The sequence below is a fragment of the Nitrosospira sp. NpAV genome, assembly GCF_000832065.1.
Taxonomy (GTDB): domain Bacteria; phylum Pseudomonadota; class Gammaproteobacteria; order Burkholderiales; family Nitrosomonadaceae; genus Nitrosospira.
The window spans coordinates 41,256-64,892 of record NZ_JXQM01000010.1 but is presented as its reverse complement, the minus strand read 5'-3'; the positions used below and the strand labels follow the sequence as shown (position 1 = coordinate 64,892).

Genomic DNA, 23,637 nt, shown 5'->3' with positions numbered 1-23,637 from the left:
TGCTGTTTAATACATTCTACTTCCGTTAATGTTTTTCTAGAAAAAGTTATGTACAACAGATAAGCCGGCACCAAGATTTCGGGAAAACCACGGCCGAGGACCCTATCAGGCAATGTTCTGGAAAATGTTCGCCACCCCAATTAAAAAATTGTATGACATTCCTCCAGCTTCTTTCCAAACACAGTGTTGTAATCGCTTTTTGGATAGCGCTTGTCACCTTATCTGTAATTACTACCCTTTCCTATACCGCGCACAATCGGGCGTACGATAATTGGCGCTGGGTGGAGCATACTCAGCAGGTAAGTCTTGAAATCGAGGAGTTGGTATCGTTATATCTGAGCGCGAGAGTGTCATGGCGCAACTTTCTGTCCGCCGGAAATGCCGTCGATTTGCACGCCTATGAAAGTGCGGTCAAGGCGATTCCCCTCAAGATAGAATCTCTATGGGTTTTGACCACCGATCATCCGCAGCAGCAGAATAAAATCAAAACCCTATCCACTCTCTTGCATGACGATATAGCTGTAATTGCTCCGACCATGTCCCTCAAAGCCAGCGGGCAGCATGTCGATCCGGCGGCGCCTTTCGCCCCCAACCTGAATTGGCAGGAAATCAAGCGTGTTGCCGATATAGTTCAAAATGAAGAGAAAGAGCTTCTTACGCGGCGTTCAAGTGAACTAGGGGAAAGTACGGCGCGCCTCGTCCTTATTATCGTGACCGGGAATATCGCCAGCTTGGGCATACTTACTGCTATTTTCTATTTTCTAAAACGGGAAGTGCACCAACGTAGGATCGCCCAAAAGGCTCTCGCGCAAAGTGAACGTCACTTCCGCTTGTTGGCGGAGTCTGAAAAGGCCGCCAATACAGAGCTGGAAAGCTTCAGTTACTCGGTTTCCCACGATCTGCGGGCACCATTGCGTGCGATTGACGGATATTCGCGCATTCTTCAGGAAGACTATGCCGCCAGTCTGGACGACGAGGGGAAACGCTTGCTAGGCGTGATAAGGAAAAACAGTAAGCGAATGGGATCGCTGATTGACGACTTGCTGGAATTCTCGCGGTTGGGGCGTAAGCAGATAACCGCGACGAAGGTCGATATGGCGGCATTGGTGAAGGAGGTGATAGAGGATATACAGCTTGATTTTAAGGAACGCGCTGTGCAGACCTGCGTCCATGAGCTGCCGCCAGCTCATGGTGACCGTGCGCTCATCCGTCAGGTATGGATCAATCTGTTAACCAATGCCTTCAAATTCACTTCTCATGTCAGCCCGGCATATGTTGAGCTAGGAAGCCGGGAGGGGAATGGAATGAATATCTATTATGTCAAAGATAACGGCGCGGGTTTTGACATGCGCTACTACGATAAGCTGTTCGGTATATTTCACCGGTTGCACCGCGATGATGAATTTCCCGGAACCGGTGTCGGCCTCGCCATTGTGGAGCGTGTCATTTTGCGGCACAACGGACGAGTTTGGGCTGAAGCCAAGGAAAATGAGGGCGCGACTTTTTTCTTCGAGCTTCCACAAGGATCAAAAGATGAGTGAATTTGAATCGGTAGAAATTCTCCTGGTTGAAGATAATGCCAGCGATGCCGAGCTTACCATTCGAGCACTTAGAAAGAAAAATATGGCCAATCATTTGGTGTGGCTCAAGGATGGAGCCGAAGCGCTCGACTTCCTTTTTTGTACCGGCAGCTATGAAGGCCGTCTTAACTCGAAACCCAAGCTCATCTTGCTTGATCTCAAGATGCCGAAGGTGGATGGTATCGAAGTCCTGCGGCGCGTAAAGGCAGACGAGCGTCTAAAGGCAATACCTGCCGTTATTATGACGTCCTCGCATGAGGATCGGGATATTATTGAAAGTTATCAGCTTGGCGTAAATAGTTATCTGGTCAAACCGGTAGACTTCGAGCAATTTCTGGACGTTGTTTCTCGTGCGGGTTTATATTGGTTGTTGATAAATAAAGTACCGGAAAAATAAATATGGAAGAGTTACAGGATTCTTAACATGGTCGGCATGATAATCCTGCCATCCTACTTATTACCATGTGCCAATTCTTCCGGGATCTTGCACTTGTCATGGTAATCAAGGGGGACACCAGCGCGTGCCGCCTCGCATTCGTTTTCATAAGTCTTGCCGTCGCAACCGCAAACCGGCTTATATACCCGGGTGCAAATCGTTGGGATGGCCTCGCAAGCTCCCGGTGCCTCGATAGTCTTGCATTGTCCGGTGCCGATTTTACAGTACTGTGCATCAGGGCATATCGCGCCCAGTACGCCGCCACAATTGGATGGTTCAATGGGTTCGATTTCCTTGCAGCGTTCAGTTAGCTCTACGTTGAGAAAGGTTCCTGCCTTGGGACGGATGGAATGCAGTTGCTTGATCAATTCGTTGAATTTTACCGTGGTGGTACCGGAAGCTGCTTCCACGCATGCGGATAACCCGGCCTCCATTGAAGCAGGGTTTCCCGCCCGGGGGTAATATACACGGAATGTATCGATAGTATTGACACCGATGGCCTTTCCAACCGTTTTCCGAACCAATTGCAAGGCCGCGTTATCCAAGCCACCGTAGGTGCTGCCTACGGTGATGTAAATGGCGCGGCTCTCATTCTTGTATTGTGCAGAAGCGGATGTATTGATGAGCACGGCAGCTCCCATCAGTAAAGCATATATCAATGTTTTTATATGTTTTACTCCTACCACCATGCATCATCCTGTCCACTCAGAGCTAATTGCTTCCATAACAGCATCCGAAGCCGGCATTCAATAGCCGGATTTTACTGATCGAAGGCCTAATTCGGTCCGATAGGTCCTCCCTGCTCATACTTCGGATCCTTGATCGGTTTGCCTTCCTTATCCCGGGAGAACTCCGGCACATGGGAGTCTTTGCTTGGTGATGCAGGGTCTTTGCCTCGCTCCATCCGCTTCTTTTGATCGACATACCCGGTATCCATCTCCTGTTTAGATGGGGTGGAGCCGCTTTGCCCGGTTGATCCACTCTGCCCTGTAGAACCGCTTTGTCCCGTGGCCCCACTCGGTTCCGACGTGCCGTACTGCGCATGCGTCACGCCTGCCGTGCCGATACCAAGCGTGGCTCCTAACGTGAGTGCGATTGCCAGTGAACGATTTGCTGATATGGAAGAAAGTTTCATGGCTATTCCTTTTATTCATCCAGCGATATTGCTGTGCTGAAAAGATTACGCAACGTTTTCTAACTCTTCAGTGCGGTAGCACACTGAGCAAATCGGACCAATTCTAAGTCCAGTCGTTGGACGGGATGAAGTGCGCGGTTCTTAAGGTGCAGGACAAAGCGCAACGACAAGTGGGGCAGGGGGAGAAATTCAGCTTCCTGTCTGCCCCTCCGCAGCGGCTAATAGTATCCCTTGCGCTTGGGACCTGTCCCATCTGTTCCCCGATTCTCGTCTCTGTCGTCATATCTTTCAGTACCATCGGTGCTGTACCGGGAATTATCACGGGGGCGCTGCTCACCACCATAACCGCTCTTTTGATCGTCCGGCTTTGTGCCGTAGCTGGATCCTCCGCCGGAAGTGCCTGATTGCGTGGAATCGGTGGGATTCTGCATCGAGCCGCCTTGATCGTAACCCTGTGCATGTACCACCCCGGCAGTGCTGAAAATCAATACGCTCGCCAATGCCAATGATTTTGCTGATAAAATTGAAGAAAATTTCATGATTGTCCCTTTTATTGATCCAGCGAAATCGCTGTGACAGCAATGATACGTAGCGTTTCCTGACTGTTCAGTGCGTTACCACACGGATGAGGTAACCGGGCTAATTCCACCGTCATGGAGAATTTATTTGGATAATCCATTGGAAAGCGAGCCAATATCCGGGCAGGCTCGGAGAACCAATTAATGGATTATTTGGGTTCAATATACGCCTTCGACTGGTCATGGATTCAATGGGCCGGGATAAAATCAAGGAACTACAATTAGTTTCTCAGTCAGATTGCCGTGCAATATTCTGAAAACCTATGCTTTACTTATACTCCTGGGTGCAAACATAACCCAGGCTTATGCATTTAACATTGAAACCAAAGGTGGTCCCAAGATCAAGTCCAATGATGGAAACTTTGAAATGGTCTTTGGCGCTCGCGCCCATCTCGACGTGCATTCGTTCAACGATGACAAAGCAAATCCCGCCTATCCTCCTTTTGGTAGCCAGCTGCCCAACAGCCATCCGGATGACGGATTCAACTTTCGCCGCGGCTATACCGATGTGACGGCCAGATTCCATAATCTGAGTTTTAAATTCCAGAACGATTTTGCCGCCGGCACTTTTCCCGGCAGTCTTCGTGAAGTTTGGGTCGGGGCCAAGCTCGGTCCGGGTCAGCTCACGATCGGCCAGTTCAAGCCTTACCGCGGCATGGAGGAACTGGCAAGCTCAAATGAGATCACCATGATGGAGCGTCCCTCCACCACATCGACCGGTATCTATACCGGGAGGCAATGGTTAATGGGCGTGGGTTACAAGGGGATTTACGCGGACAAGCTTGGCTATGCTGTGGATATTATGAGCCTGGCGCATACCGGTATGCCGATTTCGGGTTCAAGCTATGGCGGCCGCCTGTTTTGGGTACCCTTTTCAGAGGAGGGCAATACCCTCCACTTTGGATTCTCTTACAGTGTGGATAACTCAGGCTCCGAGTCGCTTCCCACGAAGGTTGTCGATGTTTACGGCGGACGCCGCGGAATCAGTCAATCCTTGGGTATTGCAGGCGCCGGTATAGGCCCATCAGGCGATAAGAGGCAAGTCACTTTCGAGGCAGAAGCGGCATATGCGCTCGGACCGGTAACCCTGCAAGGAGAATACGCAAATTCCAGACTCGAAAACACGCATCTGGTAGCCGGTGCGCAGAAGGATTCCACTATACAGGCGTATTATGTGCAAGCCAGCTGGTTTGTGACCGGTGAAAGATCGATTTACAGGAAAGAGCGGGGGGCTTTTGGCAAGCCAAAGCCGATCAGCAAGTGGGGCGCGCTGGAACTTGCCGTCCGTTACGATCTGGCGGAGAATTTAAATCAGAGTTTGACCGCGGACCCGTGCCGCACCGGCACCTCAAAATGCCAGACCCAAGTCATTACGCTGGGTACCAACTGGTATGTTCGGGAAGGCTTACGCTTCATGCTGAATTACTATCTTACCGACGCTGCGATCGGCAATGTTGGGGCGGGCACTCCGGATCGGAGGGATACTCTATCCGTAATTTCTTTCCGTACGCAGCTGAGCTTTTAAATCCAGGCAAGGTTCATCCTAATTTTTCCCACAAATGCTGCATGGAGGAATTATTCAGAAATTCCTTAAGTTCGATGAGTATCTCGGCAGGTGGAATCTCACGCCCGATGGTGATCCTATCATCACCCGCAGCAGCCAGCTTTTTCCAGTGCGCCAAGGTGATACGCCGGCAATGCTCAAAATTGCAGTTGAGTCCGAGGAACAATTTGGTGGTCACCTCATGTCCTGGTGGGCTGGACGAGGCGCTGCTCAGGTATTGGCTCATGAAGGTCCGGTATTGCTCATGGAGCGTGCGGAAAATAATGTTTCACTCAGCAACCTTGCACGCAATGGCCGTGACGATGAGGCGAGCCGCATTATCTGCGCGGCGATAGCCATGCTCCATAAGCAGATAGACCGGCCTCCCCTTGATCTTATCCCGTTAACCCAATGGTTCGAGGATTTGGCGCTCGCCGCAGCGCAGTACGGGGGCATGCTGACCGCCTGCGCAGCCACCGCGCGCGAATTACTGGAAACGCCACAGGACGTTGTGGTGCTGCATGGCGATGTGCATCATGAAAATATTCTTCATTTCGGCTCGCGAGGCTGGCTGGCAATTGATCCAAAATGCCTCTTTGGGGAACGTGGCTTTGATTATGCGAATTTATTCTGCAATCCCGACGCGAAAACAGCGACCACTGCCGGACGCCTGGTGCGGCAAGTAGAGGTGGTGGTTGAAGCGGCAGGACTGGAACGCAAGCGATTGCTGCAATGGATACTCGCCTGGGCGGGACTATCGGCGGCATGGTGGCTCCAAGATGGAGAGTCGCCCGCAAGCAACTTCTTGGTGGCTGAGCTGGCGGCGGCGGAGTTGGCGAAAATCTGACGTCATCATTCCGGCGAACGATCGGGATCAGGCTCTCCCAACCAACGATGTCTTACATCCGTTCGATATATTCACCGCTGTCCGTATTGATCTTTATTTTTTCACCTTGCAGGACAAATGCCGGAACCATGACAACTAATCCCGTCTCCATTGTGGCGGGCTTGTAGGAACTGGTAGCTGTGGCACCCTTAAGATTGGGTTCGGTGGCGGTAATGGTCAGCACTACGCTGGCCGGAAGTTGTACCCCGATGGCGCGCTCGTTGTGAAAATTGACTTGTACGTCGGTATTCGGCAACAGGTATTCATATTGACTCTCGAGGAATTCCTGAGAAAGGTTTAATTGCTCGTAGTTTTCCTTATCCATGAAGATATAGTTATCACCTTCCTGGTAAAGATACGTCATGTCGCGCGGCTCGACGAAGGCACGTTCGACTTTGTCTTCGGTACGGATGCGCTGGTTGGTTTTGGTGCCGGCCTCGATGTCTTTCATTTCCACTTGCATGAATGCTCCACCGCGGCCCCCGACATGGACGTGGTAACATTTCAATACACGCCAGATGCGTTTGTCCCACTCGATCAGATTGCCGACACGAATTTCTGTTGCAAGCACTTTAGCCATTATTTTTCCAGTGAATCAAAGAGCGCGCATTTTACTATAAAAGCCAATTGGGGAGTCTATGCAATCCACGTTTTTGGAAGATTGCCGTCAATGCCAGCGGCTGGCGCATTTTCTGGATGAAGTAAAAGTCCGTCATCCCGATTATTACGCCCGTCCCGTGCAAGCTTTTGGCGACACGGCATCCAAGCTGCTTATCATCGGTCTGGCACCCGGCATGCATGGCGCAAACCGCACCGGCAGGCCTTTTACCGGGGATTTTGCGGGGATTCTGTTATATCGGACGTTGCATAAATTTGGCTTCGCCAGCCATGAGGGCTCGGCTTCCGCAGATGACAATTTGCAGCTCATGAATTGCCGTATCACCAATGCGGTGAAATGTTTGCCGCCACAAAATAAGCCGGAGCCGGGTGAAATCCGTCAATGCAACGGATATCTGGCGGCTGAGATTGCCGCTTTCAAAAAAGAAGGAGGCATGGCGTTACTCGCCCTCGGTGCTATCGCCCATCAGGCGGGATTGATGGCATTGGGGCTCAAGGCCAGGGATTATACGTTCAGCCATGGCGCCGTCCACGCACTGCAAGGTGGCCTCATATCCGATAACGCGGGACGCAACGGCTTGAAATCCGGCGACCTGACGCTATATGACAGCTACCATTGCAGCCGTTACAATACCCAGACCCGGCGTCTGACCACTGAAATGTTCGAGCGGGTATTTGCAAAAATTTGCGCTGATTTGGCTTCCTCTTCAGCAATTCAGCAAGATCGGGATTAACCTAAATCTGGTAATTGAACGCTCATTTAACAGATCAATATTATGATCAGTAACAATATTTCGTATTGTTTGACTCTCTCATCTTCCGGGTGAGGCTGCTACGGGATGAATTGCACAATTTTTGCCGCACATGGCTGCGTTGCAACTTCTTGGAATGGAACGACCATTCCGCGTCGTTGCGCCTTGCCCTGCACCTCAAAAAATGCTCACTTCACCCCGCCCAACTACCAGATTTAGGTTAAACGGAGACTATTCATGCCTTATGTAAATATTCGCATTGCCGGCTCGCTCAGCCGCGAGCAAAAGAAAAAAATTGCACTGGAGATTACCGACACGCTGGAGCGTATCGCCCATAAACCGAAGTCCTATACCTACATCGCATTCGACGAGCTGGCCCATGAAAATTGGGCTATTGCGGGCAATTTGCTGGATGAGGAGGACTGACCGCTTTGCTGGCAGCGTCCTCTTTCGACCCCAGGGCGTTCTGCTCCAGCCTGCCTTCGCAGCCGGGCGTTTATCGCATGATGAATGCCGTGGGTCAGGCAATTTATGTGGGCAAAGCGATTGATCTAAAAAAACGCGTTTCCTCTTATTTTCAGAAAACCGGCCTGGGACCCCGCACCCAATTGATGGTGTCGCAGATTGCGGGGATTGAAACCACGGTCACCCGTTCCGAGGCTGAGGCGCTGCTGCTTGAAAATAATTTAATCAAAACGCTGACTCCCAAATACAACATACTGTTCAGGGATGATAAGTCATATCCATATGTTGTACTGACAGCCCACCGTTTTCCCCGCCTTGGCTTTTACCGCGGGGCGTTGGACAAGAAACATCATTATTATGGTCCCTTTCCCAATGCGGGAATGGTGCGGGAAAGTATCCAGCTCCTGCAAAAAGTGTTTCGCATTCGTACCTGTGAAGATAGCGTTTTCAGGAATCGTACACGGCCATGCCTGCTTTACCAGATCAAGCGTTGCAGCGCGCCTTGCGTGGATCTGATTACTGATGAGGCTTATCGGGAGGATGCGAGAGATGCCGGGCTTTTCCTGCAGGGTAAGCAAACCGAAGTGTTGGAAAGCATTACAAAGAAAATGCAGGCCGCTGCTGATTCCCAGGAATACGAGCAAGCTGCATTGTTTCGCGACCAGATTCAATCCTTGAGAAAAATCCGCGAGAGACAATTTGTCGACAGCGGCAGAGCGCTCGATGCCGACGTAGTTGCCTGCGTTACGGAGAATAACGGCAGCGGTAGAGTTTGTGTCAATCTTGCCATGATCAGGGGAGGGCGGCATCTGGGGGATAAGAGTTTTTTTCCGCAAAATGCGGAAGGGTATGATTTGCCCACCATAGTGGGGGCTTTTCTGGCCCAGCATTACCTCAATCGAGCTACCCCCCACCTCATCATTGTGGGTGAGAAATTTCAATGGGAAGCATTGCAGATCCTGCTTGCTGACCAATCCGGCCATAAGGTTGCCATCAACTCCAATCCCATTGGCGAGCGACGCATGTGGCTCGATATGGCGACAGAAAACGCGCGTCTCGCACTGGGTCAGATGCTAAGCCGTCAGGCCAGCCAGGAGGAGCGCCTGCAAGCCTTGCAACAGGCCCTGGATATGCCGGGACTTGGCCGCATTGAATGTTTCGACGTTAGCCACACCCAGGGCGAAGCCACCATCGCATCCTGCGTGGTCTATGATAATTTCTCCATGCGCAGCAGCGAATACCGTCGCTACAACATCAATGGCGTCACGCCGGGGGACGATTATGCCGCCATGCGTAATGTCCTGTCGCGGCGCTATCAAAAAATTGCCGGAGGGGAGGGCAGGCTTCCCGATCTGATTCTGATTGATGGAGGCAAAGGACAGATAAGCGTTGCGCAGGAAGTGCTGGTTGAGCTCGGATTGAACGACGCGAACCTGCTGGGGGTGGCGAAAGGCGAGGAACGCAAACCCGGTCTGGAACAATTGATTTTCCCGGGGGTGCAAAAGCCGCTACAATTACCAAAGGACCATCCCGGGTTGCATCTGATCCAGCAGATACGCGATGAGGCCCATCGCTTTGCAATTTATGGTCATCGCGCCAAGCTTGGCAAATCGCGTACCCGTTCAAGCCTGGAGCAGATTGACGGTATCGGCGCCAAACGCCGTCAAAGTCTGCTGGCAAGGTTTGGTGGGCTGAAGGGGGTGCTGACCGCAAGTATCGAAGAATTGCAGCAGGCCGAAGGAATCAGCCGTGCGCTGGCCGAGAAGATCTACAAGGAACTGCATTGAATCGCAACCTGGGCACTTTTTAGATTTCCCTTTTAATGGCATATCCCAACCTTTATGCCTTTTAACCTGCCCAATGTACTTACCTGGATGCGCATCCTTGCGATCCCGCTATTTGTGGGCATTTTCTATTTTCCGCCCTCATGGTTGTCTCAATCCGACCAGAATCTGATCGCCACCATTATTTTTACCGGTGCGGCCATTACCGATTGGCTGGATGGTTATCTTGCGAGAATACTCAATCAGACCTCGGCCTTCGGCGCATTTCTCGATCCGGTGGCGGATAAGTTGATGGTGGCGGCGGCACTGATCGTGCTGGTTTACCTGAGCAGACTGGATGCACTTATCGCCTTTATCATCATTGGCCGCGAAATTACCATTTCCGCCCTGCGTGAATGGATGGCGCAAATCGGCAAAGGCAAAAGCCTGGCGGTTTCTTTTCTGGGGAAATTAAAAACGGTGTCGCAAATGGCGGCGATTCCGCTGTTGCTATATCACGAGAAAATAGGGGAAAACTTCGATCCCCAGGAAGTAGGGACATGGCTGATTTATCTGGCTGCCATACTCACTCTTTGGTCAATGGGGTACTACCTTAAAGTCGCGATTCCCCAGGCATTGAAGCATGGTTGAAACCATTTAAACCATGCTCTTACATTGCCTTTCCTTGACAAAGAACCCAGCATCCTTATAATGCCAGCATTGTTTTTCGCGGGAATAGCTCAGTGGTAGAGCACAACCTTGCCAAGGTTGGGGTCGCGAGTTCGAGCCTCGTTTCCCGCTCCAGTTTGCAGGGAAAATGGATTCTTTAGCAAGAGGCCATGTAAATGCAGCTAATGCGCCTTTGCCGAAGTCCGTTTTCCCTTTTCAGTTTTTGCTATTGCATTGTCATGCAACCCATTCTGGTTGCGCAACAATGGCGGGGTGGCAGAGTGGTCATGCAGCGGCCTGCAAAGCCGTCTACGCCGGTTCGATTCCGACCCCCGCCTCCATTGAATCAAAGGCTTACAAAAACATTGAATAGAGATTTGGAAAACGTTTTCCAAATTCAGGATTTATCGCGTTTGTCATAGCTGGATTTCTGTATCGGGGATACTCTTTCTCCGACCCTGGACCGCACATATTTGGCGGTCATTGACTCAGTAGAATGACCCAGCAGCTTACGCGCGTTCGCCATCGTTTCCATATCAGATACAGACTTAGTTCCGAAGATCCTTGAACTGGAATCGAGTGAACTCAATACCCAATTCCGTGGCTTGCTTCTCGGCAAGGTCGCGGGCCTGGTCGAATTGGCTAGGGAAGTATCCGGAAGGCTTTAGCTGCTGACCCTTCGGGTCCATGGAAGAGGCATATTTACTCACTTTTTCTGGTCACAACCAGAAGCGCGGAATCCTGCGGTTCCCGTGGCCTAAAGAATGGATCGGTTGAAGCCAGGCCGTTCAACAGGTGATCGCGGAGCGAGCAGCTGGGGTGGAACGAACCAAGCTGTCTAACCCTGATGCTCGTCTGCTTACCCAAGACTCCGCGAATTATGTTAAAACGCCTGAAATGAATCAGGAGAATAAAAATGAAGGCACTTTACAACTCGGACATATACCCGGATCAAATTCGGGAAATGCTATTGCAATCGGGACAGATCGGAATTGAGATCGCGAACCGGTGGATGATGGGATGGCCAAAGAGAGTGGTGCAGCTGCTGGTAGAGGACATGTACGAGGGGGCATTTCAGTATCAGCTTTTGCAGGAAGAGGACGTGATAGCCAGAGCGTCCAATCTCAGTCATCTCGCGCCAATGGAGATCATCGTGATGTCCGGCCTGAGCTTGGAACCTCCAGAAGTGTAAAAGACTTCACGCCTCTTGCGTCCCAATCCACGGAATTCCTTCATGCCCGTCCCCTCGTAGAATCCCTCTTCAAGCGCCGGGCCGCCGCCAGACAGAATTGCAGATACTTGTCCAACGCTATCGCTCGGGCCCAGCGTATCTACTTTAATTCGCTGCCGAAAGCGAACCCTATGACTGCGTCAAGCGGAACGCGAAAGTAACCGCCTATATTCTGTAGGTTAGGATTTTCACGAGGTTGGTAGTACGTAGCGTCTCGAAGGTGGATAAAAGTAGGGTCGGACGAATCTTGGTTTGTCTCTTGTGGAACTTTGAGATATTTCGCATTTTCGAGATGCATTAAGTATTCGTTTTCGCTGGTAATAAAGCCTGAAATTAAAAGCCCATCAAAAATAAGGGTAACCTTAGTTTCGTGCGGAGGGTCAGTTTCGGCAAGCTCAATCGCAACCAATAATAGAGCAGGGTCCATCCTTATCTTATGTTCCTTTGGGATTAAATTGCGCCGTTGTTATTTTTTAAGGAATCTTGCGTAAAACTATCACATTGAGTGTGGAAATAACCTTATTTTTGTGTTGGGCATTTGTGGGGATTTGCTTTAATTTTACACACCTGCTTGCGTTATTGATTGATCAATTGCCATAAATCCGCAGTCCGGCGAAGCTGTAAGCGTTGAACACGAGGGAAGCGGCCGATGGGGGGAGATGGCGGGGTTACGCGGGCACAAATTGGTTAAATTTGAATGGGGCGATGCATGGCAGCCCGCTGTATTGCGGTACCTATATCGGCACTGCCATACCACGGGCTGGACGGGCGAAGGGACCAAGGGTCAATAACTTGGTTATTGCCGGATCGACAAACTTGCCGCAGCAACTTCTCCGCGCCCGTCATGCTTTCCATATCCAAAGTGCTCTTTGCGCGAAGATCATGCCGCTGAAACCGACTAAGCTCAACGCTGTATCTGTTTTCTGCCTTTGCTTCCCAAACGGTCACGTGTCTCAGTGTTCAGGCATTTTGTATACAGTTAGAATGCCGGCCGGATTCTGCTTCAGATAATATCGATTGCCTGCGTCAAGGCCATAATTTATCTTTTTGTCATTAATGTAAATGAGGATGTTAAACCACGCATCCGCAGATGCTCCGCTAAATGTTGCTCCCATTCCAGGAGGGAGGTGGTGTTTTGTTCGAATCGTATTCGCCGATTCCAAGTAGAAAACGATCTCTCCATTTGTGCGGTTTGCAATATAAACATGGCCTGTCGGGGCACGGGTGGACGGGATGTCAGTGGATTCTTCGTGTGAAAACGAAATGGATGGGATGAGTACCGTTAACCATAAGGACGCAATAAGAGTGTTCAGTTTCATTCGTTTCTCTCTTGATTTAAAAATGGCTTTTCCGAAGAAGCAGTTAACTATGTTTCAACCCAAGAATAGCAGGTGGAACAATTAATACAAGCCATTGATCGGCAGATAACCCGGTTAATGGTTTTCCTTCATCCATTGCCATGGCGGGACAGGGTGTTTGGTTGACCAGATCCCCCGCTTGGCAGCACGGGCCTCCGCTTGTAATTTGTACAATTTCGGATCTTTTGCATGCCCTTCGTATACCCAGGCCATCCCGCGCTTGACTTGTTCCGCGTTGACATCCAAACCATTGCATTTGACTCTGGCTAGAGTGCGCCCATATTGATCCTTCGTTATCGATGTCAATTCCGCTTCGATCCAGAAACAAAGGTCGGAAAGGGATTTTTTTGAACGCTTGGTATAAGGCTGCTTGCTTTCCGGCGCATCAATTTCAGCCAGCCGCACTCTTACCATCTCCCCATCGATTACTATAGTAAGTGAATCGCCGTCGACAATCTGAACTACCTGGGCGCGGATTATCTGGTCGGTAAGGTCTGCGGCTGCCGGGGGGGGCAGAGTAATGATGGTGATAAGGGCAAGAGCAACAGTAATGGGGCGCATTTGACTTTTAACCAACGCGGCAAACCAGAACATTTATGTAAAAGGTGATGCGGCTATTTTTAATGGCCATAGCCGCGATAACTGTTAGCCGAAGGGTAGGGATGGGATCCACCATCCAGCTTCACCAGTTTTTGATTCTATCTTTAAAGCAGAAAGTGCATTTCCAATTTTCACGGGGCATAAGGATTTTTATACCATTAAATTAAATCCTAATCCACCTTGCCATATCAGGTTAGTTTCGGCCACCATTTCAGAAAGCAGGTTGTCCGCCTTTTGAGCAACGTGGTCGCTGCGCAAACCAACTCTCTATCCGATTCTGGTATTGCCTTTTAAATCCCGCTTAACTTGAGAAACCCGGACAGCCCAGTTTAATTCTGGATTTAGGATGACTCAACCGCAAACGTCCTATGCAATAGCACCGCGTCCACCCCTACCCGCTCGCAGCGCTTTGGACCGGCAATCTGTAAGAATCCGAGCAGCCGTTTTTGTGCCGCCACGTGACTGGGCACAACCTCACAGATGAGATCGGTTACGCCATTCATCAGATATGAGTATACATAGACGAAGTGAAACAGCGCACCCATGACCGAGCTGGTCGGTTGACCGGGCATGATGACGAATCTGGATAGCTCCGCCAATTTGCGGCCGGAAAGCCGCATCGCATCCAGTTCATGGGAATATGTTGCGTCCCCGTATAACCCATTGGCGGAATCCAGCCGCATCATCACTGTGCCAACCACCCTGCCGCAACATTCGGCATCGAATACCATGTCTGCGGATGTGATGATGTGATCCGCCGAGTAGCCCTTTCTCAAGTATGATGTTTTAACCAGACATTCGGAGCGATCAAGAGATTTTCCGGCGCTTATGACGTAGGAACCGAAAATTGCTTTCATGTGTCTTCGACCCATCGAGTCGGATGTCAGACTAGCCCGGCGCAGCTTGCAGGGCTGGGAATTTGCCTCCATGTACTCACCTCCCCATGAGCTGTTGGTCTTGGATTGAGATACGTGAGTCGCTCATGTTCGCGGTCACGCACTCTTCCTTATTCCGACATGTCTACCGGTATATGAATTGACACACCATTGAGAAACGCCAGTAGGCATGGCAATCTTCATCTTGATCCACGTTGCAACTCCATGATCAGTAGAGAAATATTCAGGTTGGCCGAGACATTGCCCAGCGTATCTGGCGAAATTAAGATTCCTGATCCAAAGTGCAGGGGTTACGACCCGTCCACTGGCGATTTTTTCCAATGAGTCCGTATGTTTTTTGGGAAAACTAACCCAGGATGGCATTTTACCGATTTTAGGTGCTTTACATACTGGACTAAAGTACAACATGGACAAAACGCTATAACTCGGAATTATCCCCCACACAAGAATATATCCCCTTGCTCGTTAGAAGCGGTCTCTCCACTGGAAAATCATTTGTCAGTACTTAGTAATTTCTTTAGGAGATCATGGGTGGATTTGCGGACTGATTCAAGTGCGCCATGCAGCTCCAGAAGATTCACATCGATATATTTTTCACAATAATGACAAGAAAGTCTCGGCTCGTACTTTAGCCGCGAGATTGTCTCTTCAAATTTTCCGCAACAGTGAGGGCAGATGATTAAGATGGACTCTGAATCGAAATCGAGGGGCAAGGGGGCCTCATTGGATGAGCGAAACATGTGAGATAAACCCGGATAATTCATTGAGCGGTCTACGAGCCTGCTCGCATACTGTCAGTTTACGGCCGGGTGCCTATCGACCGAGCTATGGACTCGCAATCCGCCTCATTATCGTTTCTTATGTGGGATAAAATCTTATCACGGTTGGAAGAGCCCCAGACAAATGGGTTGCGATAGCGATTCACATACGGGATCAGGTGAGATCTATAGTTTTGCTATCAGGTCGTGTGCGTCAAATGGGGCCCTCACTTTGATATCATTGTCAAAATAGCAATAAATGTCACGGGAATGCCGTTGGGGCGCGGGCTTCGCTGAGATGAGATGCGCGTCATCAGGCTGAGAGCCGGTGCGCCAGGCACGAATTCGCGTTGACCAGCGGGTTAGCGCGTCAGGGGTATAGCCACTTGCATAAAGTACTTTGTCACCATGCAGACGGAGATAGATGAAATCGGCCGTGATATCTTCCCGGTAGGGCCACTTTCCCGCCGTATCCGCGATAACCAATGCAATATTGTGCTCACGCAACAGTCGAACGAAAGACTCATCAACGAAGCTTTCGTGCCGAATCTCAATCGCGTGGCGTAGTATGCGGGTGGCGTCGATCGCCAGGCATGTGCGCCCGGTCATACGGGATTCGCGTCGGCGGGCAAGGCTTAACGCCTGGCTGGTATCGCGCGGCAGAAGCTCGAAAAAATGCTTCAGTCTTTCCGGATCATAATGGAAGCTGGGCGGGAATTGCCACAGAATGGGGCCGAGCTTTTCTCGCAGGTTGAATATCCCCGAAGCAAAGAAATTGGCGAGGGGATCGTCGACGTTGTGCAGACGCTTTATATGTGTGATGTAGCGTGTTCCCTTGACGCTGAAAACGAAGCCCGATGGCGTATCGTTATACCAGCGCTCGAAACTTTCCGGCCGTTGCAGCGAGTAAAATGTCCCGTTTATTTCTATCGTCGGAAATTTACCGGAGGCGTATTCGAGCTCGCGATGCTGTGGAAGACCGGGGGGATAAAAAACGCCCCGCCATGGTGGATAGCGCCAGCCGGAAATTCCAATTCGAACTTCACCCATCGCTTGTCAATCCTGTCCGCGAGGTAATTCCTCGCCACCATGGGTGTAGGCAGGCGGTACATAGAAATTGAGCGTGCGCAGCATATCCTTGCCCGTATTGCAAATTTCATGCTTATCGCCGCGTTCGATGAGCATGAGTGAGCCCCCCTTTAAGGGATAGCGCTTGCCGTTCACTGTGGCGATGCCGGTTCCTGACACTATATACAGCCACTGGTCAGCGCCGCGGTGGCGATTGCCGGAACCTCCTTCCGCGTCACCAGGCGGTAACACCATTTCTGCCGCCTGGGAATCCTTATTGCCTATAACGACATGAAATCCACTTCCAAACCCCAGATTTTTCCGCTTCATTCCCGCCTCCTAGGCCACACTATAAATTGGACCACGGGAATACGATACGGTTTCGCGATGTTTCGGGACAATGCTATATTCAAGTGCTCCGCAGGAATCGCCTTGCAAGTTTGAGATCGGTTACGAACTGGCGATATTCATTATCTTTCTCCTGCTCGGGCACGCGCAGCAAAAATGAGGGATGGACGGTAATTAGCAATGACATGTCTGGCGCATACTCTTGCAATTTGCCGCGGTTAGCCATAACGGGTGTTGCGCGGCCCAATAAGGAACGTACGGCCGTTGCACCCAGTGCAATAAGGAGGCTGGGGGCGACAACTTGGATTTCACGTTTCAACCAGGCGTAGCAGGCGGTAATTTCTGCATCGATGGGTTTCTTGTGGAGGCGGCGCTTGCCACGAAGTTCAAATTTGAAATGTTTGACCGCGTTGGTAACATAAACCTGCTCTCGTGGAATACCAGCCGCCGCCATTGCCCGGGTCAAAAGCTGGCCCGCGGGACCGACGAACGGATGGCCTGCGAGATCCTCCTGGTCTCCCGGTTGTTCACCCACGAACATGAGGGTTGCGCGGGATGGACCTTCGCCAAAGACTGTTTGTGTGGCATTTTTCCATAATGGGCAGGCGCGGCAAGTGATAGCCGCCTTGCGTAATGCCTCAATGGTTCCGCCTGCCTGTATGGCTGGATGCAATTCGATTCCTGATGGGGTCTTCATCGCGTGTGGTTCTCATGGGGGAAGAATATTCGCCATAGGCAGGGTGCTCGGTAGGGCATTTTTTATATGTTCCGCAGCGAGCATCGCTGGCGATTAAGGCATTTCGCTAATGTTCCAATAGGCGTCAATCGAGCGCATGACTTCGACGAATCGCCGGTAGTCGACCGGCTTGACCACATAGCCCGCGACACCCAGGTTGAAACTGCTCATTTTGTCCTGTTGTTCTTCGGATGTGGTCAACACAATGACCGGAATACGTTTTAATTGATCATTGTGCTTTACCACCTGCAGAAATTCGATACCGTTCATGATCGGCATATTCAGGTCAAGCAAGATAATGCACGGTTTCTCACTTGCGGGATCTTGCAGATAAAGCAGCGCTTCCTCGCCATTTTCCAGGTGCACAACGGGGTTTGTTACATGAATCTCCTTCAGGGCGCGCATGACCGTCATTGTGTCGACCTGATCATCTTCCACCAGGAGAATGGGTCTATTGGTAGTTTTCACGTTTCTTTTCCTTTATTGGATTAAGCTGAATCCGGTAGTCTGGACAGGTGAAATGCACGGCTTTTGAGTGTGGCGCAAGGCGCAACAGCGCGGAATGGCCGTTCCATTCCAAAGCAGCGAACAACGTAACGCTGCGCGTACAACCGCCAGCTCATTCCGTAGCAGCCTCAACTGAGAGATGAGGCCAATAATACGGAATATTGTTATCAATCTTAACACCGATCTATAAATGAACAGTCACCTACCGGATTTAGGGTCAATGTTTGCTGCGATTTTGGGTAAGGTGAAAAAGAATGTGCTGCCGATACCGGCTTTCGATTCAATCCAGATTTCCCCACTGTACATCTCCACGATTTTTTTCACGAGGGCCAGTCCAACACCGGTGCTTTCTATCCTATCGCGCGGGGCCAGCGTCTGGAATAGCTGAAAAATTCTTTCGAAATGACGGGCCTCGATACCGGGTCCATTGTCGATGATACCGAACTTCCATCGTTCACCTTCAATACTACAGGCAATGCGAATATCGCCGCGGGGCTTATCCATGTATTTAATAGCATTGGAGAGAAGGTTCTGGAATATTTGTTGAATGCGGGTAGGCTCCGCGATGATGCGCGGCAAGGGGTTTTCTATTCTGATGGCAATATTTGCGGGCGGGGACAAGAGATCAATTACCTCATGGACCACCTGTTCGAGATCCAGCTCAACCAGCGCCTCTCTAACGCGGCCTACGCGCGAATATTGCAATATACCATCGATCAGATTACTCATGCGATGCACCCGACTGACAAGCAGGCGCATATGTTCTTTGCCTTCATCATCGAACTTGTCCGCATAATCCGTGGAAAGCCAGTCCGCCAACGCGCCGATGGCGCGTAATGGCGCCTTAAGATCGTGAGATACCACATGAGCGAAATTTCTTAATTCTTCATTGGCGCTTTCCAGTTCGTCCATCAAACGTGCCTTCTGTTCTTCCTCCAGCTTGCGTTTACTGATATCGCGCACAATAGCGACAAACATGCGGTGTTCTCCCCCATGCATTTCGACTACGGCAAGATCCATGGGGAACACTGTACCGCTCTTGCGCAGGCCGGTCACTTCACTGGGTACACCAAGAGCCTTGGGTTTTCCCGCTTCCAGATACTGCCTGAAGTCGTCAGCGTACTCATCCTGTTCCGGCTGCGGTTTCGGGAACAGAAGATTAACATCCCGCCCGATAATTTCGTTCCCCGCATAACCAAAAATTCGTTCGGCTGCCGGATTAAAAGTTTTAATCACTCCCTGTTCGTCAATCGAGGCAACACCATCAATTAGGTTACTCAGTAAAGCGCGGGTATGCGCTTCGCTATCGCGTATTTGACCAATGGTGTCCACCAGGCTATCTCGCATTTCCTTTAGGGCTTGCATAAGCTGGCCGATTTCATCCTTCGAGCGTACCTCGATTTCCTGCATAAAATCACCAACGGCGACGCCCCTAGCGATTTTTACCACATTTTCCAGAGGTCGGAAGATTGCATCGCTGAGTACGACACTGATTAGTGCTGCCAGCACCAGAGCGATTCCTATCGACGCAACCAGAATGTTACGTATGGTTTCGTAGCGGCTCTGCTCCCGGTCATATTCCTGGCTGATTCCATCCAGCTGCAGCTTAAGCAGAGCCTTGATGCTTGCATCGACCGGTGTATAAAGAGGGCGAACCTTTTCTATAAGTATTCGATACGCTTCCCCGATTTCATTTTTACGTAAAGCAATAACCGCCGGTTTTATTCCCTCCGTGATAAATCTATCCCGATCCTCGGCAAATTGTGTGGCGAGCGCCTTTTCTTCCGCACCATGATGGCTCGAAATATAGGCTTGCCAGACCTGCGTCATTTTCGCGAGATCTTGGTCAACCACCGCGGTTTTGGTTCGAATAGTCTCGGGCGTTGGCATCATCAGGGCCGCCGTGACAGCGATTCGGTTCCGCAACAGCAGCGATTCAATTTCAGCGACCTGTTTAAGCGGAATGGCGCGATCATGGTAAACGGTTCTCAAGCCTTCGATCGCATTACTCATGCCGAACAGGCCGAGCATTTCAATTCCTAGCAGAAATACCACCAGGACGGCGAGAATAAGGATCAGGCGTGATCTAATGGTTAAATTTTTAATCATTGATTGGGAGGATGACAAATATCCTGAAAGGTCCGGCCTCAGATTAGGGCAAGTTGCGAGGGAACGCCGGAAAGTATCATGCGGTAAATTTTCAATTTTACTGCAACCCTCATCTCTTGCGAGATTGCTTCGCGGGATCTACGCGAGCCAGATTGGTAATGGGAGCAGGATATGAAGAATTCTTCCGCTCCGCCAGATAGAACAACTCCCTGGTATTCTCGTTAAAAATGATCATAAAAGCCAGTAAGCATTGAATGGGGGGATTGGAAAACTAACGCAGGATCTCCAAGCGCGTTGATGAGCCAGAAAGTACTATTGAAAACCCAATGCTGATATGTACAATGGTTTCAGCTTTGTTTGTGTTCCATGTTTCTGGTCATGCCGTTTCACGATTTGCTGATCATTCTCTTGCCATCTCATCTGGCAGTTAACCCTATAAAGGATAAAAGATCATGAAACTCAGCGCCTTGTTTGCAGGATCACTTTTCATGGCAGTCACTGCCATGTCCACTATCGCCTCTGCCCACCAGATCGTATACACAACTCCACTTGATGGGCTCAGCGAAGCCCCGCCGAATGACTCTCCTGGCAATGGTATGGCGAGGATCACCATTGATTTCGATCTGGTGACGATGCGGGTTGAGGAGAGTTTCAATGACCTTCAGGGAAATGTTACCGCTTCGCATATCCATTGCTGTACGGCTGTACCTGGAGCCGGTACGATCGGTGTAGCGACTACGCTACCCACATTCACGGACTTTCCCTCCGGCGTGGCATCGGGCACTTATGATCGCACCTTCGACATGTCGGATGCGTCAAGTTACAACCCGGCATTCATTGCCGCTAACGGGGGCACGGTCAGCGGCGCATTCAATGCACTGGCGGCAGGACTGGACGGAGGTACCGCCTACGCCAATATTCACTCCAATATTTTCCCGGCCGGGGAGATTCGTGGCTTTCTCGCACCTGTCCCCGAAGCCGAAGCCTATGCAATGCTGTTAGCCGGTCTTGCCATGATAGGCATGGTGGCTCGCCGTCGCCGCCTCTGACTCCGAAAAACGGTTCTGATTGGAAAACAATAAGGAGCCACTGGCTCCTTATTGTTTGATCGTATGCTTATTCCGCATCGGTTTTATGGGTTTTGCCATTTTATAGTAACGGTACCCCTGCGTGATACGGTTGCTTTATTAGGTTGCCGACATTTTGACCGGATTCAAGGGCACATTAATTTCCTTGGCCTTGGATTGAATTGCTGTGGAGGTTCTGCCTAATTTTAGTGCAATACGTCTTGCCGGAACATTTTGCTCAGCGAGAGTTCTTAAAACTTGCTCCTGTTGTGTTGTCCAGGGTTTACCAGAATTGGCGGGTTGCTGCCGTCTATCATGTTGCCGTCTTTCTCCTGATCTTTGTTGATATTCACGTGGCGTGGTTCTTACATGACCCTGCTCTGGAATCGGAGCCGGTTTGCAGATCCCGGATACAATCTGTAGGGCTCTTTGACGAATAGAATCAGATGATTCCCGAGACGCCGCACCCTCGGATAAAGTTTGGAGCAGACTAACAAGCTCTTTCCGAGTGTGGGGGGATAGGCCCGCCATTAGCGCCTCAAGGATGTAATGAGAACGCTGAAGTTCTTCAAGTGAATGTCGCGATATCTGTTGCTTCAATTCAACAATTTTCATATTCTTTGGCTTCCTTGGTTTCTATCCGTAACCCGCGCTGAGTGATGCATTAACAGGCTCACCGGTATATCGGATAGGAGAATAAAACCCGATAGTCAACTTTGGCGGTTCGTTGCATTCCTTTCGTATTTCCGCCTGTCTTTAGTCCCGTGCCATGTTGGATTGTCCATTGTTCTCCGTTCAATAGTTCTTCGGTCTGACCAGAATGGGAAGGCGGCGGAACAGGATAGGTGAGCAGAAGCGGGCTTTCGGATATTAGGAGTTTTCTTCTGAATATTGGCGTTGTGCTTTTCTTTGCTAAATCTTTTAGATAATTCCGCCATTAAACGCACGTCTTCCGGTGCCATAAACCTCATCGCATTTATCACATCGAAAATAAGAGATTCGGTGGATTGATTGGACCACATTCCAGCATTCATGTCGCCTTCCCCGGTAGCGATCCACCTCGGGTAAGCGCCAATCCTGGCTTCAATTTCAATTAAATTTCTTCGTGGGACGCCTCTGCTTTTCCAATTATGGAGCGCCTGCTCCGAGATGTTGAGCAGCGAAGCGACAGCGGCTTCATTCTTGGCTCCCCTGAGCTCTTTAGCCGCTCTCAGCAGGCGTGCGTAGCTATCTTCCATTTTTGTTTAGCTCTCCTTTACTTTTTAATATGCTTTTGTAAACAAATCGTTTAACTATTTAAATTTCCGGCTGCAATTTATCATGATGGCGAATCGGCCACAAATGCGATATTTTATCAGATCGCCCTAGAATTGACGTAAGGCATGGGTAATGAGATCTGTCAAAATGGAACCTGAGTGGAGCCTGAGGCCTGTTTTTGCGCTGCCGGTCTTGCAAGCACCCTGCTGGCATTTTCCATGCTCCCCATTTTATATTAGTAAACAATTCGTTTGTGTGATTATTTTAATGATCTAAACAAGATGTTTATCATGGGCTGTGATGGAAGAGAGAAACACGATAATTATTGGCCCATAGATGCAAAGTCTGAATACAGTAGATTGATTTGCTCGCACGATTGCACTAAATGCTGCGTTCATGCAGGCTGGCGTTAGGCGTTCTGGTATGCGTTAGCGAGCCATCATCCCGAGCAGGGGTAGCAGAATATTGACCGAGGGGTTTCCGCATGAACCAGGCGGTAGCTATCCATGCAGCGAAGATAGGCATCTCGACTCCGAATCTGATCATAAATAGCCGAGGAATGTCCAGATCTGCTGATCTTTCGGCACGTTTTCCCAAATATGGCTTACCGCGCTGATCAGGGAAACATGCTCTGGCACCTGATACACGACAATGAGGCTGATCAGTGTGAAGATCGAGCCCCCATTGCGTATGCACGAAGTTAAGGCTCGCCGCCGCTTTCCACCCCGGCGATCTATCAGAAAAAAATCGGAATCAAGGTTATCTTCCGGAAGATACAGAAGAGAGACTCATCTTGGGAGAGGAATACGTCCAGCATTCCCAATTCGATCAAGAGTATGTTTCCGTAATATTCCTAGACGCCGCGGGTTATGTTGGAGGGAGCGAGGGGCGTTATAGTCGAACGTCATCATAGATCGCGACAGCCCATCGATGCCTAGAGCATAGGTACTGCCAACCTTGAGATTGATCGAGAAATGCTTACTGAATTGCAGTCCCGCATCGTGGGAATCAAAACTGAACAGCGGATAACAGATGAGAAAAAAATGATGCCGGCAAAAAGATTGCTGAGATTGCGGACTACATCTGCGTTCCTGCCGGGCAATGAGCGTTAAGAACAGCGTACCGATCGATGGGGTCCAGGGAATTACTCAAAGCCCACATTTCAAGGCGTTAAGACTCTGTTTTTTTAATTCTCGATTCTAGTCATTATGAATATTATTTCTGAAAATAATATTATTTTCAGCGTGGGTTTGGCAAGGAAGTACAAATTTAATTCG

The 23,637-nt window shown here is 50.1% G+C and carries 26 protein-coding genes and 2 tRNA genes; 12 read left to right on the top strand and 16 right to left on the bottom strand.

Features of this window, described 5'->3' with window-relative positions; genetic code table 11:
* Window positions 1-152: 152 nt before the first annotated feature.
* Complete coding sequence (locus SQ11_RS07570) at window positions 153-1,541, top strand: ATP-binding protein (RefSeq protein ID WP_052494064.1); 1,389 nt, start codon at window positions 153-155, stop codon at window positions 1,539-1,541.
* Window positions 1,534-1,977, top strand: a complete 444-nt coding sequence (locus SQ11_RS07565; RefSeq protein WP_041513548.1) for a response regulator — start codon at window positions 1,534-1,536, stop codon at window positions 1,975-1,977. Before SQ11_RS07570 ends, SQ11_RS07565 begins: the two co-directional genes overlap by 8 nt.
* A 53-nt stretch (window positions 1,978-2,030) precedes the next feature.
* Here the strand turns inward: SQ11_RS07565 and SQ11_RS17545 are convergent, their stop codons facing one another.
* From SQ11_RS17545 to SQ11_RS07550, 3 genes are all read right to left on the bottom strand, one after another.
* On the bottom strand, window positions 2,031-2,705 hold the full coding sequence (locus tag SQ11_RS17545; RefSeq protein ID WP_198140823.1) for a Kazal-type serine protease inhibitor family protein: 675 nt from the start codon (window positions 2,703-2,705) through the stop codon (window positions 2,031-2,033).
* Window positions 2,706-2,791: 86 nt separating this feature from the next.
* On the bottom strand, window positions 2,792-3,151 hold the full coding sequence (locus tag SQ11_RS07555; RefSeq protein WP_041513547.1) for a hypothetical protein: 360 nt from the start codon (window positions 3,149-3,151) through the stop codon (window positions 2,792-2,794).
* 218 nt (window positions 3,152-3,369) lie between these two features.
* Entirely contained in the window at window positions 3,370-3,690 is a 321-nt protein-coding gene (locus SQ11_RS07550; RefSeq protein ID WP_041513546.1) for a hypothetical protein, read from the bottom strand.
* Window positions 3,691-4,096: 406 nt separating this feature from the next.
* Here SQ11_RS07550 and SQ11_RS07545 point away from each other — a divergent pair, with 406 nt between their 5' ends.
* A complete protein-coding gene (locus SQ11_RS07545) occupies window positions 4,097-5,254 on the top strand; it encodes an OprO/OprP family phosphate-selective porin (RefSeq protein WP_084226775.1) in 1,158 nt (385 codons plus the stop codon).
* A 13-nt stretch (window positions 5,255-5,267) separates the two neighbouring features.
* On the opposite strand, the gene SQ11_RS17855 is transcribed toward SQ11_RS07545, so the two are convergent.
* On the bottom strand, window positions 5,268-5,471 hold the full coding sequence (locus tag SQ11_RS17855; protein WP_232297933.1) for a hypothetical protein: 204 nt from the start codon (window positions 5,469-5,471) through the stop codon (window positions 5,268-5,270).
* Between SQ11_RS17855 and SQ11_RS07540 the strand changes: the two genes are divergently transcribed.
* Window positions 5,403-6,119 carry an aminoglycoside phosphotransferase family protein gene (locus SQ11_RS07540; protein ID WP_232297932.1) on the top strand — a complete coding sequence of 239 codons (717 nt, stop codon included), beginning with the start codon at window positions 5,403-5,405 and terminating at the stop codon, window positions 6,117-6,119. The genes SQ11_RS17855 and SQ11_RS07540 overlap by 69 nt on opposite strands.
* A gap of 52 nt (window positions 6,120-6,171) precedes the next feature.
* On the opposite strand, the gene efp is transcribed toward SQ11_RS07540, so the two are convergent.
* Window positions 6,172-6,738, bottom strand: a complete 567-nt coding sequence (efp, locus tag SQ11_RS07535) for an elongation factor P (RefSeq protein ID WP_041513545.1) — start codon at window positions 6,736-6,738, stop codon at window positions 6,172-6,174.
* Between the two features lie 58 nt (window positions 6,739-6,796).
* Between efp and SQ11_RS07530 the strand changes: the two genes are divergently transcribed.
* The 7 genes from SQ11_RS07530 (at window position 6,797) to SQ11_RS07500 (ending at window position 11,617) form a co-directional block, all read left to right on the top strand.
* Entirely contained in the window at window positions 6,797-7,510 is a 714-nt protein-coding gene (locus SQ11_RS07530) for a uracil-DNA glycosylase (protein ID WP_041513544.1), read from the top strand.
* 255 nt (window positions 7,511-7,765) lie between these two features.
* Window positions 7,766-7,954: a 4-oxalocrotonate tautomerase family protein gene (locus tag SQ11_RS07525; RefSeq protein WP_041513543.1), complete on the top strand. Its 189-nt coding sequence runs from the start codon at window positions 7,766-7,768 to the stop codon at window positions 7,952-7,954.
* A gap of 8 nt (window positions 7,955-7,962) precedes the next feature.
* Complete coding sequence (uvrC, locus tag SQ11_RS07520) at window positions 7,963-9,780, top strand: excinuclease ABC subunit UvrC (protein WP_156972443.1); 1,818 nt, start codon at window positions 7,963-7,965, stop codon at window positions 9,778-9,780.
* A 54-nt stretch (window positions 9,781-9,834) separates the two neighbouring features.
* Window positions 9,835-10,407, top strand: coding sequence for a CDP-diacylglycerol--glycerol-3-phosphate 3-phosphatidyltransferase (pgsA, locus tag SQ11_RS07515; RefSeq protein ID WP_041513541.1), 573 nt, complete (start codon window positions 9,835-9,837; stop codon window positions 10,405-10,407).
* Window positions 10,408-10,485: 78 nt separating this feature from the next.
* Window positions 10,486-10,560: transfer RNA gene (locus SQ11_RS07510), tRNA-Gly, on the top strand.
* A gap of 132 nt (window positions 10,561-10,692) precedes the next feature.
* A tRNA-Cys gene (locus tag SQ11_RS07505) sits at window positions 10,693-10,766 on the top strand.
* Window positions 10,767-11,341: 575 nt separating this feature from the next.
* The gene (locus SQ11_RS07500; protein WP_041513540.1) at window positions 11,342-11,617 is read left to right on the top strand and encodes a hypothetical protein; all 276 of its coding nucleotides are present in this window, start codon (window positions 11,342-11,344) and stop codon (window positions 11,615-11,617) included.
* 139 nt (window positions 11,618-11,756) lie between these two features.
* On the opposite strand, the gene SQ11_RS07495 is transcribed toward SQ11_RS07500, so the two are convergent.
* The 9 genes from SQ11_RS07495 to SQ11_RS07455 form a co-directional block, all read right to left on the bottom strand.
* The gene (locus tag SQ11_RS07495; RefSeq protein WP_041513539.1) at window positions 11,757-12,083 is read right to left on the bottom strand and encodes a hypothetical protein; all 327 of its coding nucleotides are present in this window, start codon (window positions 12,081-12,083) and stop codon (window positions 11,757-11,759) included.
* 526 nt (window positions 12,084-12,609) lie between these two features.
* A complete protein-coding gene (locus tag SQ11_RS07490) occupies window positions 12,610-12,975 on the bottom strand; it encodes a hypothetical protein (protein WP_041513538.1) in 366 nt (121 codons plus the stop codon).
* A gap of 114 nt (window positions 12,976-13,089) precedes the next feature.
* On the bottom strand, window positions 13,090-13,575 hold the full coding sequence (locus tag SQ11_RS07485; protein WP_041513632.1) for a thermonuclease family protein: 486 nt from the start codon (window positions 13,573-13,575) through the stop codon (window positions 13,090-13,092).
* A 380-nt stretch (window positions 13,576-13,955) separates the two neighbouring features.
* A complete protein-coding gene (locus tag SQ11_RS16405) occupies window positions 13,956-14,471 on the bottom strand; it encodes a hypothetical protein (protein WP_052494060.1) in 516 nt (171 codons plus the stop codon).
* A gap of 983 nt (window positions 14,472-15,454) precedes the next feature.
* Window positions 15,455-16,318, bottom strand: a complete 864-nt coding sequence (locus tag SQ11_RS07475) for a DUF72 domain-containing protein (protein WP_041513537.1) — start codon at window positions 16,316-16,318, stop codon at window positions 15,455-15,457.
* Window positions 16,319-16,324: 6 nt separating this feature from the next.
* Window positions 16,325-16,666, bottom strand: a complete 342-nt coding sequence (locus SQ11_RS07470) for a cupin domain-containing protein (protein WP_041513536.1) — start codon at window positions 16,664-16,666, stop codon at window positions 16,325-16,327.
* A 79-nt stretch (window positions 16,667-16,745) separates the two neighbouring features.
* Entirely contained in the window at window positions 16,746-17,381 is a 636-nt protein-coding gene (locus SQ11_RS07465; RefSeq protein WP_084226768.1) for a UdgX family uracil-DNA binding protein, read from the bottom strand.
* Window positions 17,382-17,474: 93 nt separating this feature from the next.
* Entirely contained in the window at window positions 17,475-17,888 is a 414-nt protein-coding gene (locus tag SQ11_RS07460; protein ID WP_041513535.1) for a response regulator, read from the bottom strand.
* A gap of 237 nt (window positions 17,889-18,125) precedes the next feature.
* Window positions 18,126-20,036, bottom strand: coding sequence for a Tar ligand binding domain-containing protein (locus tag SQ11_RS07455; protein WP_041513534.1), 1,911 nt, complete (start codon window positions 20,034-20,036; stop codon window positions 18,126-18,128).
* Window positions 20,037-20,488: 452 nt separating this feature from the next.
* Between SQ11_RS07455 and SQ11_RS07450 the strand changes: the two genes are divergently transcribed.
* On the top strand, window positions 20,489-21,085 hold the full coding sequence (locus SQ11_RS07450; RefSeq protein ID WP_156972437.1) for a CHRD domain-containing protein: 597 nt from the start codon (window positions 20,489-20,491) through the stop codon (window positions 21,083-21,085).
* Between the two features lie 138 nt (window positions 21,086-21,223).
* Here the strand turns inward: SQ11_RS07450 and SQ11_RS17230 are convergent, their stop codons facing one another.
* Together SQ11_RS17230 and SQ11_RS16400 are read right to left on the bottom strand one after the other, a co-directional pair.
* Window positions 21,224-21,718: a hypothetical protein gene (locus SQ11_RS17230; protein ID WP_156972436.1), complete on the bottom strand. Its 495-nt coding sequence runs from the start codon at window positions 21,716-21,718 to the stop codon at window positions 21,224-21,226.
* 95 nt (window positions 21,719-21,813) lie between these two features.
* A complete protein-coding gene (locus tag SQ11_RS16400; protein WP_052494058.1) occupies window positions 21,814-22,341 on the bottom strand; it encodes a helix-turn-helix domain-containing protein in 528 nt (175 codons plus the stop codon).
* Window positions 22,342-23,637 lie beyond the last annotated feature (1,296 nt).

Bases quoted from the DNA above. Each gene is read 5' to 3' on its own strand.
- SQ11_RS07495 (WP_041513539.1), bottom strand. From the start codon at position 12,083: ATGGACCCTGCTCTATTATTGGTTGCGATTGAGCTTGCCGAAACTGAC.
- SQ11_RS07525 (WP_041513543.1), top strand. From the start codon at position 7,766: ATGCCTTATGTAAATATTCGCATTGCCGGCTCGCTCAGCCGCGAGCAA.
- SQ11_RS07490 (WP_041513538.1), bottom strand. From the start codon at position 12,975: ATGAAACTGAACACTCTTATTGCGTCCTTATGGTTAACGGTACTCATC.
- SQ11_RS16405 (WP_052494060.1), bottom strand. From the start codon at position 14,471: ATGAAAGCAATTTTCGGTTCCTACGTCATAAGCGCCGGAAAATCTCTT.
- SQ11_RS16400 (WP_052494058.1), bottom strand. From the start codon at position 22,341: ATGGAAGATAGCTACGCACGCCTGCTGAGAGCGGCTAAAGAGCTCAGG.
- SQ11_RS07550 (WP_041513546.1), bottom strand. From the start codon at position 3,690: ATGAAATTTTCTTCAATTTTATCAGCAAAATCATTGGCATTGGCGAGC.
- SQ11_RS17230 (WP_156972436.1), bottom strand. From the start codon at position 21,718: ATGAAAATTGTTGAATTGAAGCAACAGATATCGCGACATTCACTTGAA.
- SQ11_RS07470 (WP_041513536.1), bottom strand. From the start codon at position 16,666: ATGAAGCGGAAAAATCTGGGGTTTGGAAGTGGATTTCATGTCGTTATA.
- SQ11_RS07500 (WP_041513540.1), top strand. From the start codon at position 11,342: ATGAAGGCACTTTACAACTCGGACATATACCCGGATCAAATTCGGGAA.
- SQ11_RS07545 (WP_084226775.1), top strand. From the start codon at position 4,097: ATGGTCTTTGGCGCTCGCGCCCATCTCGACGTGCATTCGTTCAACGAT.
- efp (WP_041513545.1), bottom strand. From the start codon at position 6,738: ATGGCTAAAGTGCTTGCAACAGAAATTCGTGTCGGCAATCTGATCGAG.
- SQ11_RS07570 (WP_052494064.1), top strand. From the start codon at position 153: ATGACATTCCTCCAGCTTCTTTCCAAACACAGTGTTGTAATCGCTTTT.
- SQ11_RS17545 (WP_198140823.1), bottom strand. From the start codon at position 2,705: ATGGTGGTAGGAGTAAAACATATAAAAACATTGATATATGCTTTACTG.
- SQ11_RS07465 (WP_084226768.1), bottom strand. From the start codon at position 17,381: ATGAAGACCCCATCAGGAATCGAATTGCATCCAGCCATACAGGCAGGC.
- SQ11_RS07555 (WP_041513547.1), bottom strand. From the start codon at position 3,151: ATGAAACTTTCTTCCATATCAGCAAATCGTTCACTGGCAATCGCACTC.
- SQ11_RS07565 (WP_041513548.1), top strand. From the start codon at position 1,534: ATGAGTGAATTTGAATCGGTAGAAATTCTCCTGGTTGAAGATAATGCC.
- SQ11_RS07485 (WP_041513632.1), bottom strand. From the start codon at position 13,575: ATGCGCCCCATTACTGTTGCTCTTGCCCTTATCACCATCATTACTCTG.
- SQ11_RS07450 (WP_156972437.1), top strand. From the start codon at position 20,489: ATGAAACTCAGCGCCTTGTTTGCAGGATCACTTTTCATGGCAGTCACT.
- SQ11_RS07475 (WP_041513537.1), bottom strand. From the start codon at position 16,318: ATGGGTGAAGTTCGAATTGGAATTTCCGGCTGGCGCTATCCACCATGG.
- SQ11_RS07455 (WP_041513534.1), bottom strand. From the start codon at position 20,036: ATGATTAAAAATTTAACCATTAGATCACGCCTGATCCTTATTCTCGCC.
- pgsA (WP_041513541.1), top strand. From the start codon at position 9,835: ATGCCTTTTAACCTGCCCAATGTACTTACCTGGATGCGCATCCTTGCG.
- SQ11_RS07530 (WP_041513544.1), top strand. From the start codon at position 6,797: ATGCAATCCACGTTTTTGGAAGATTGCCGTCAATGCCAGCGGCTGGCG.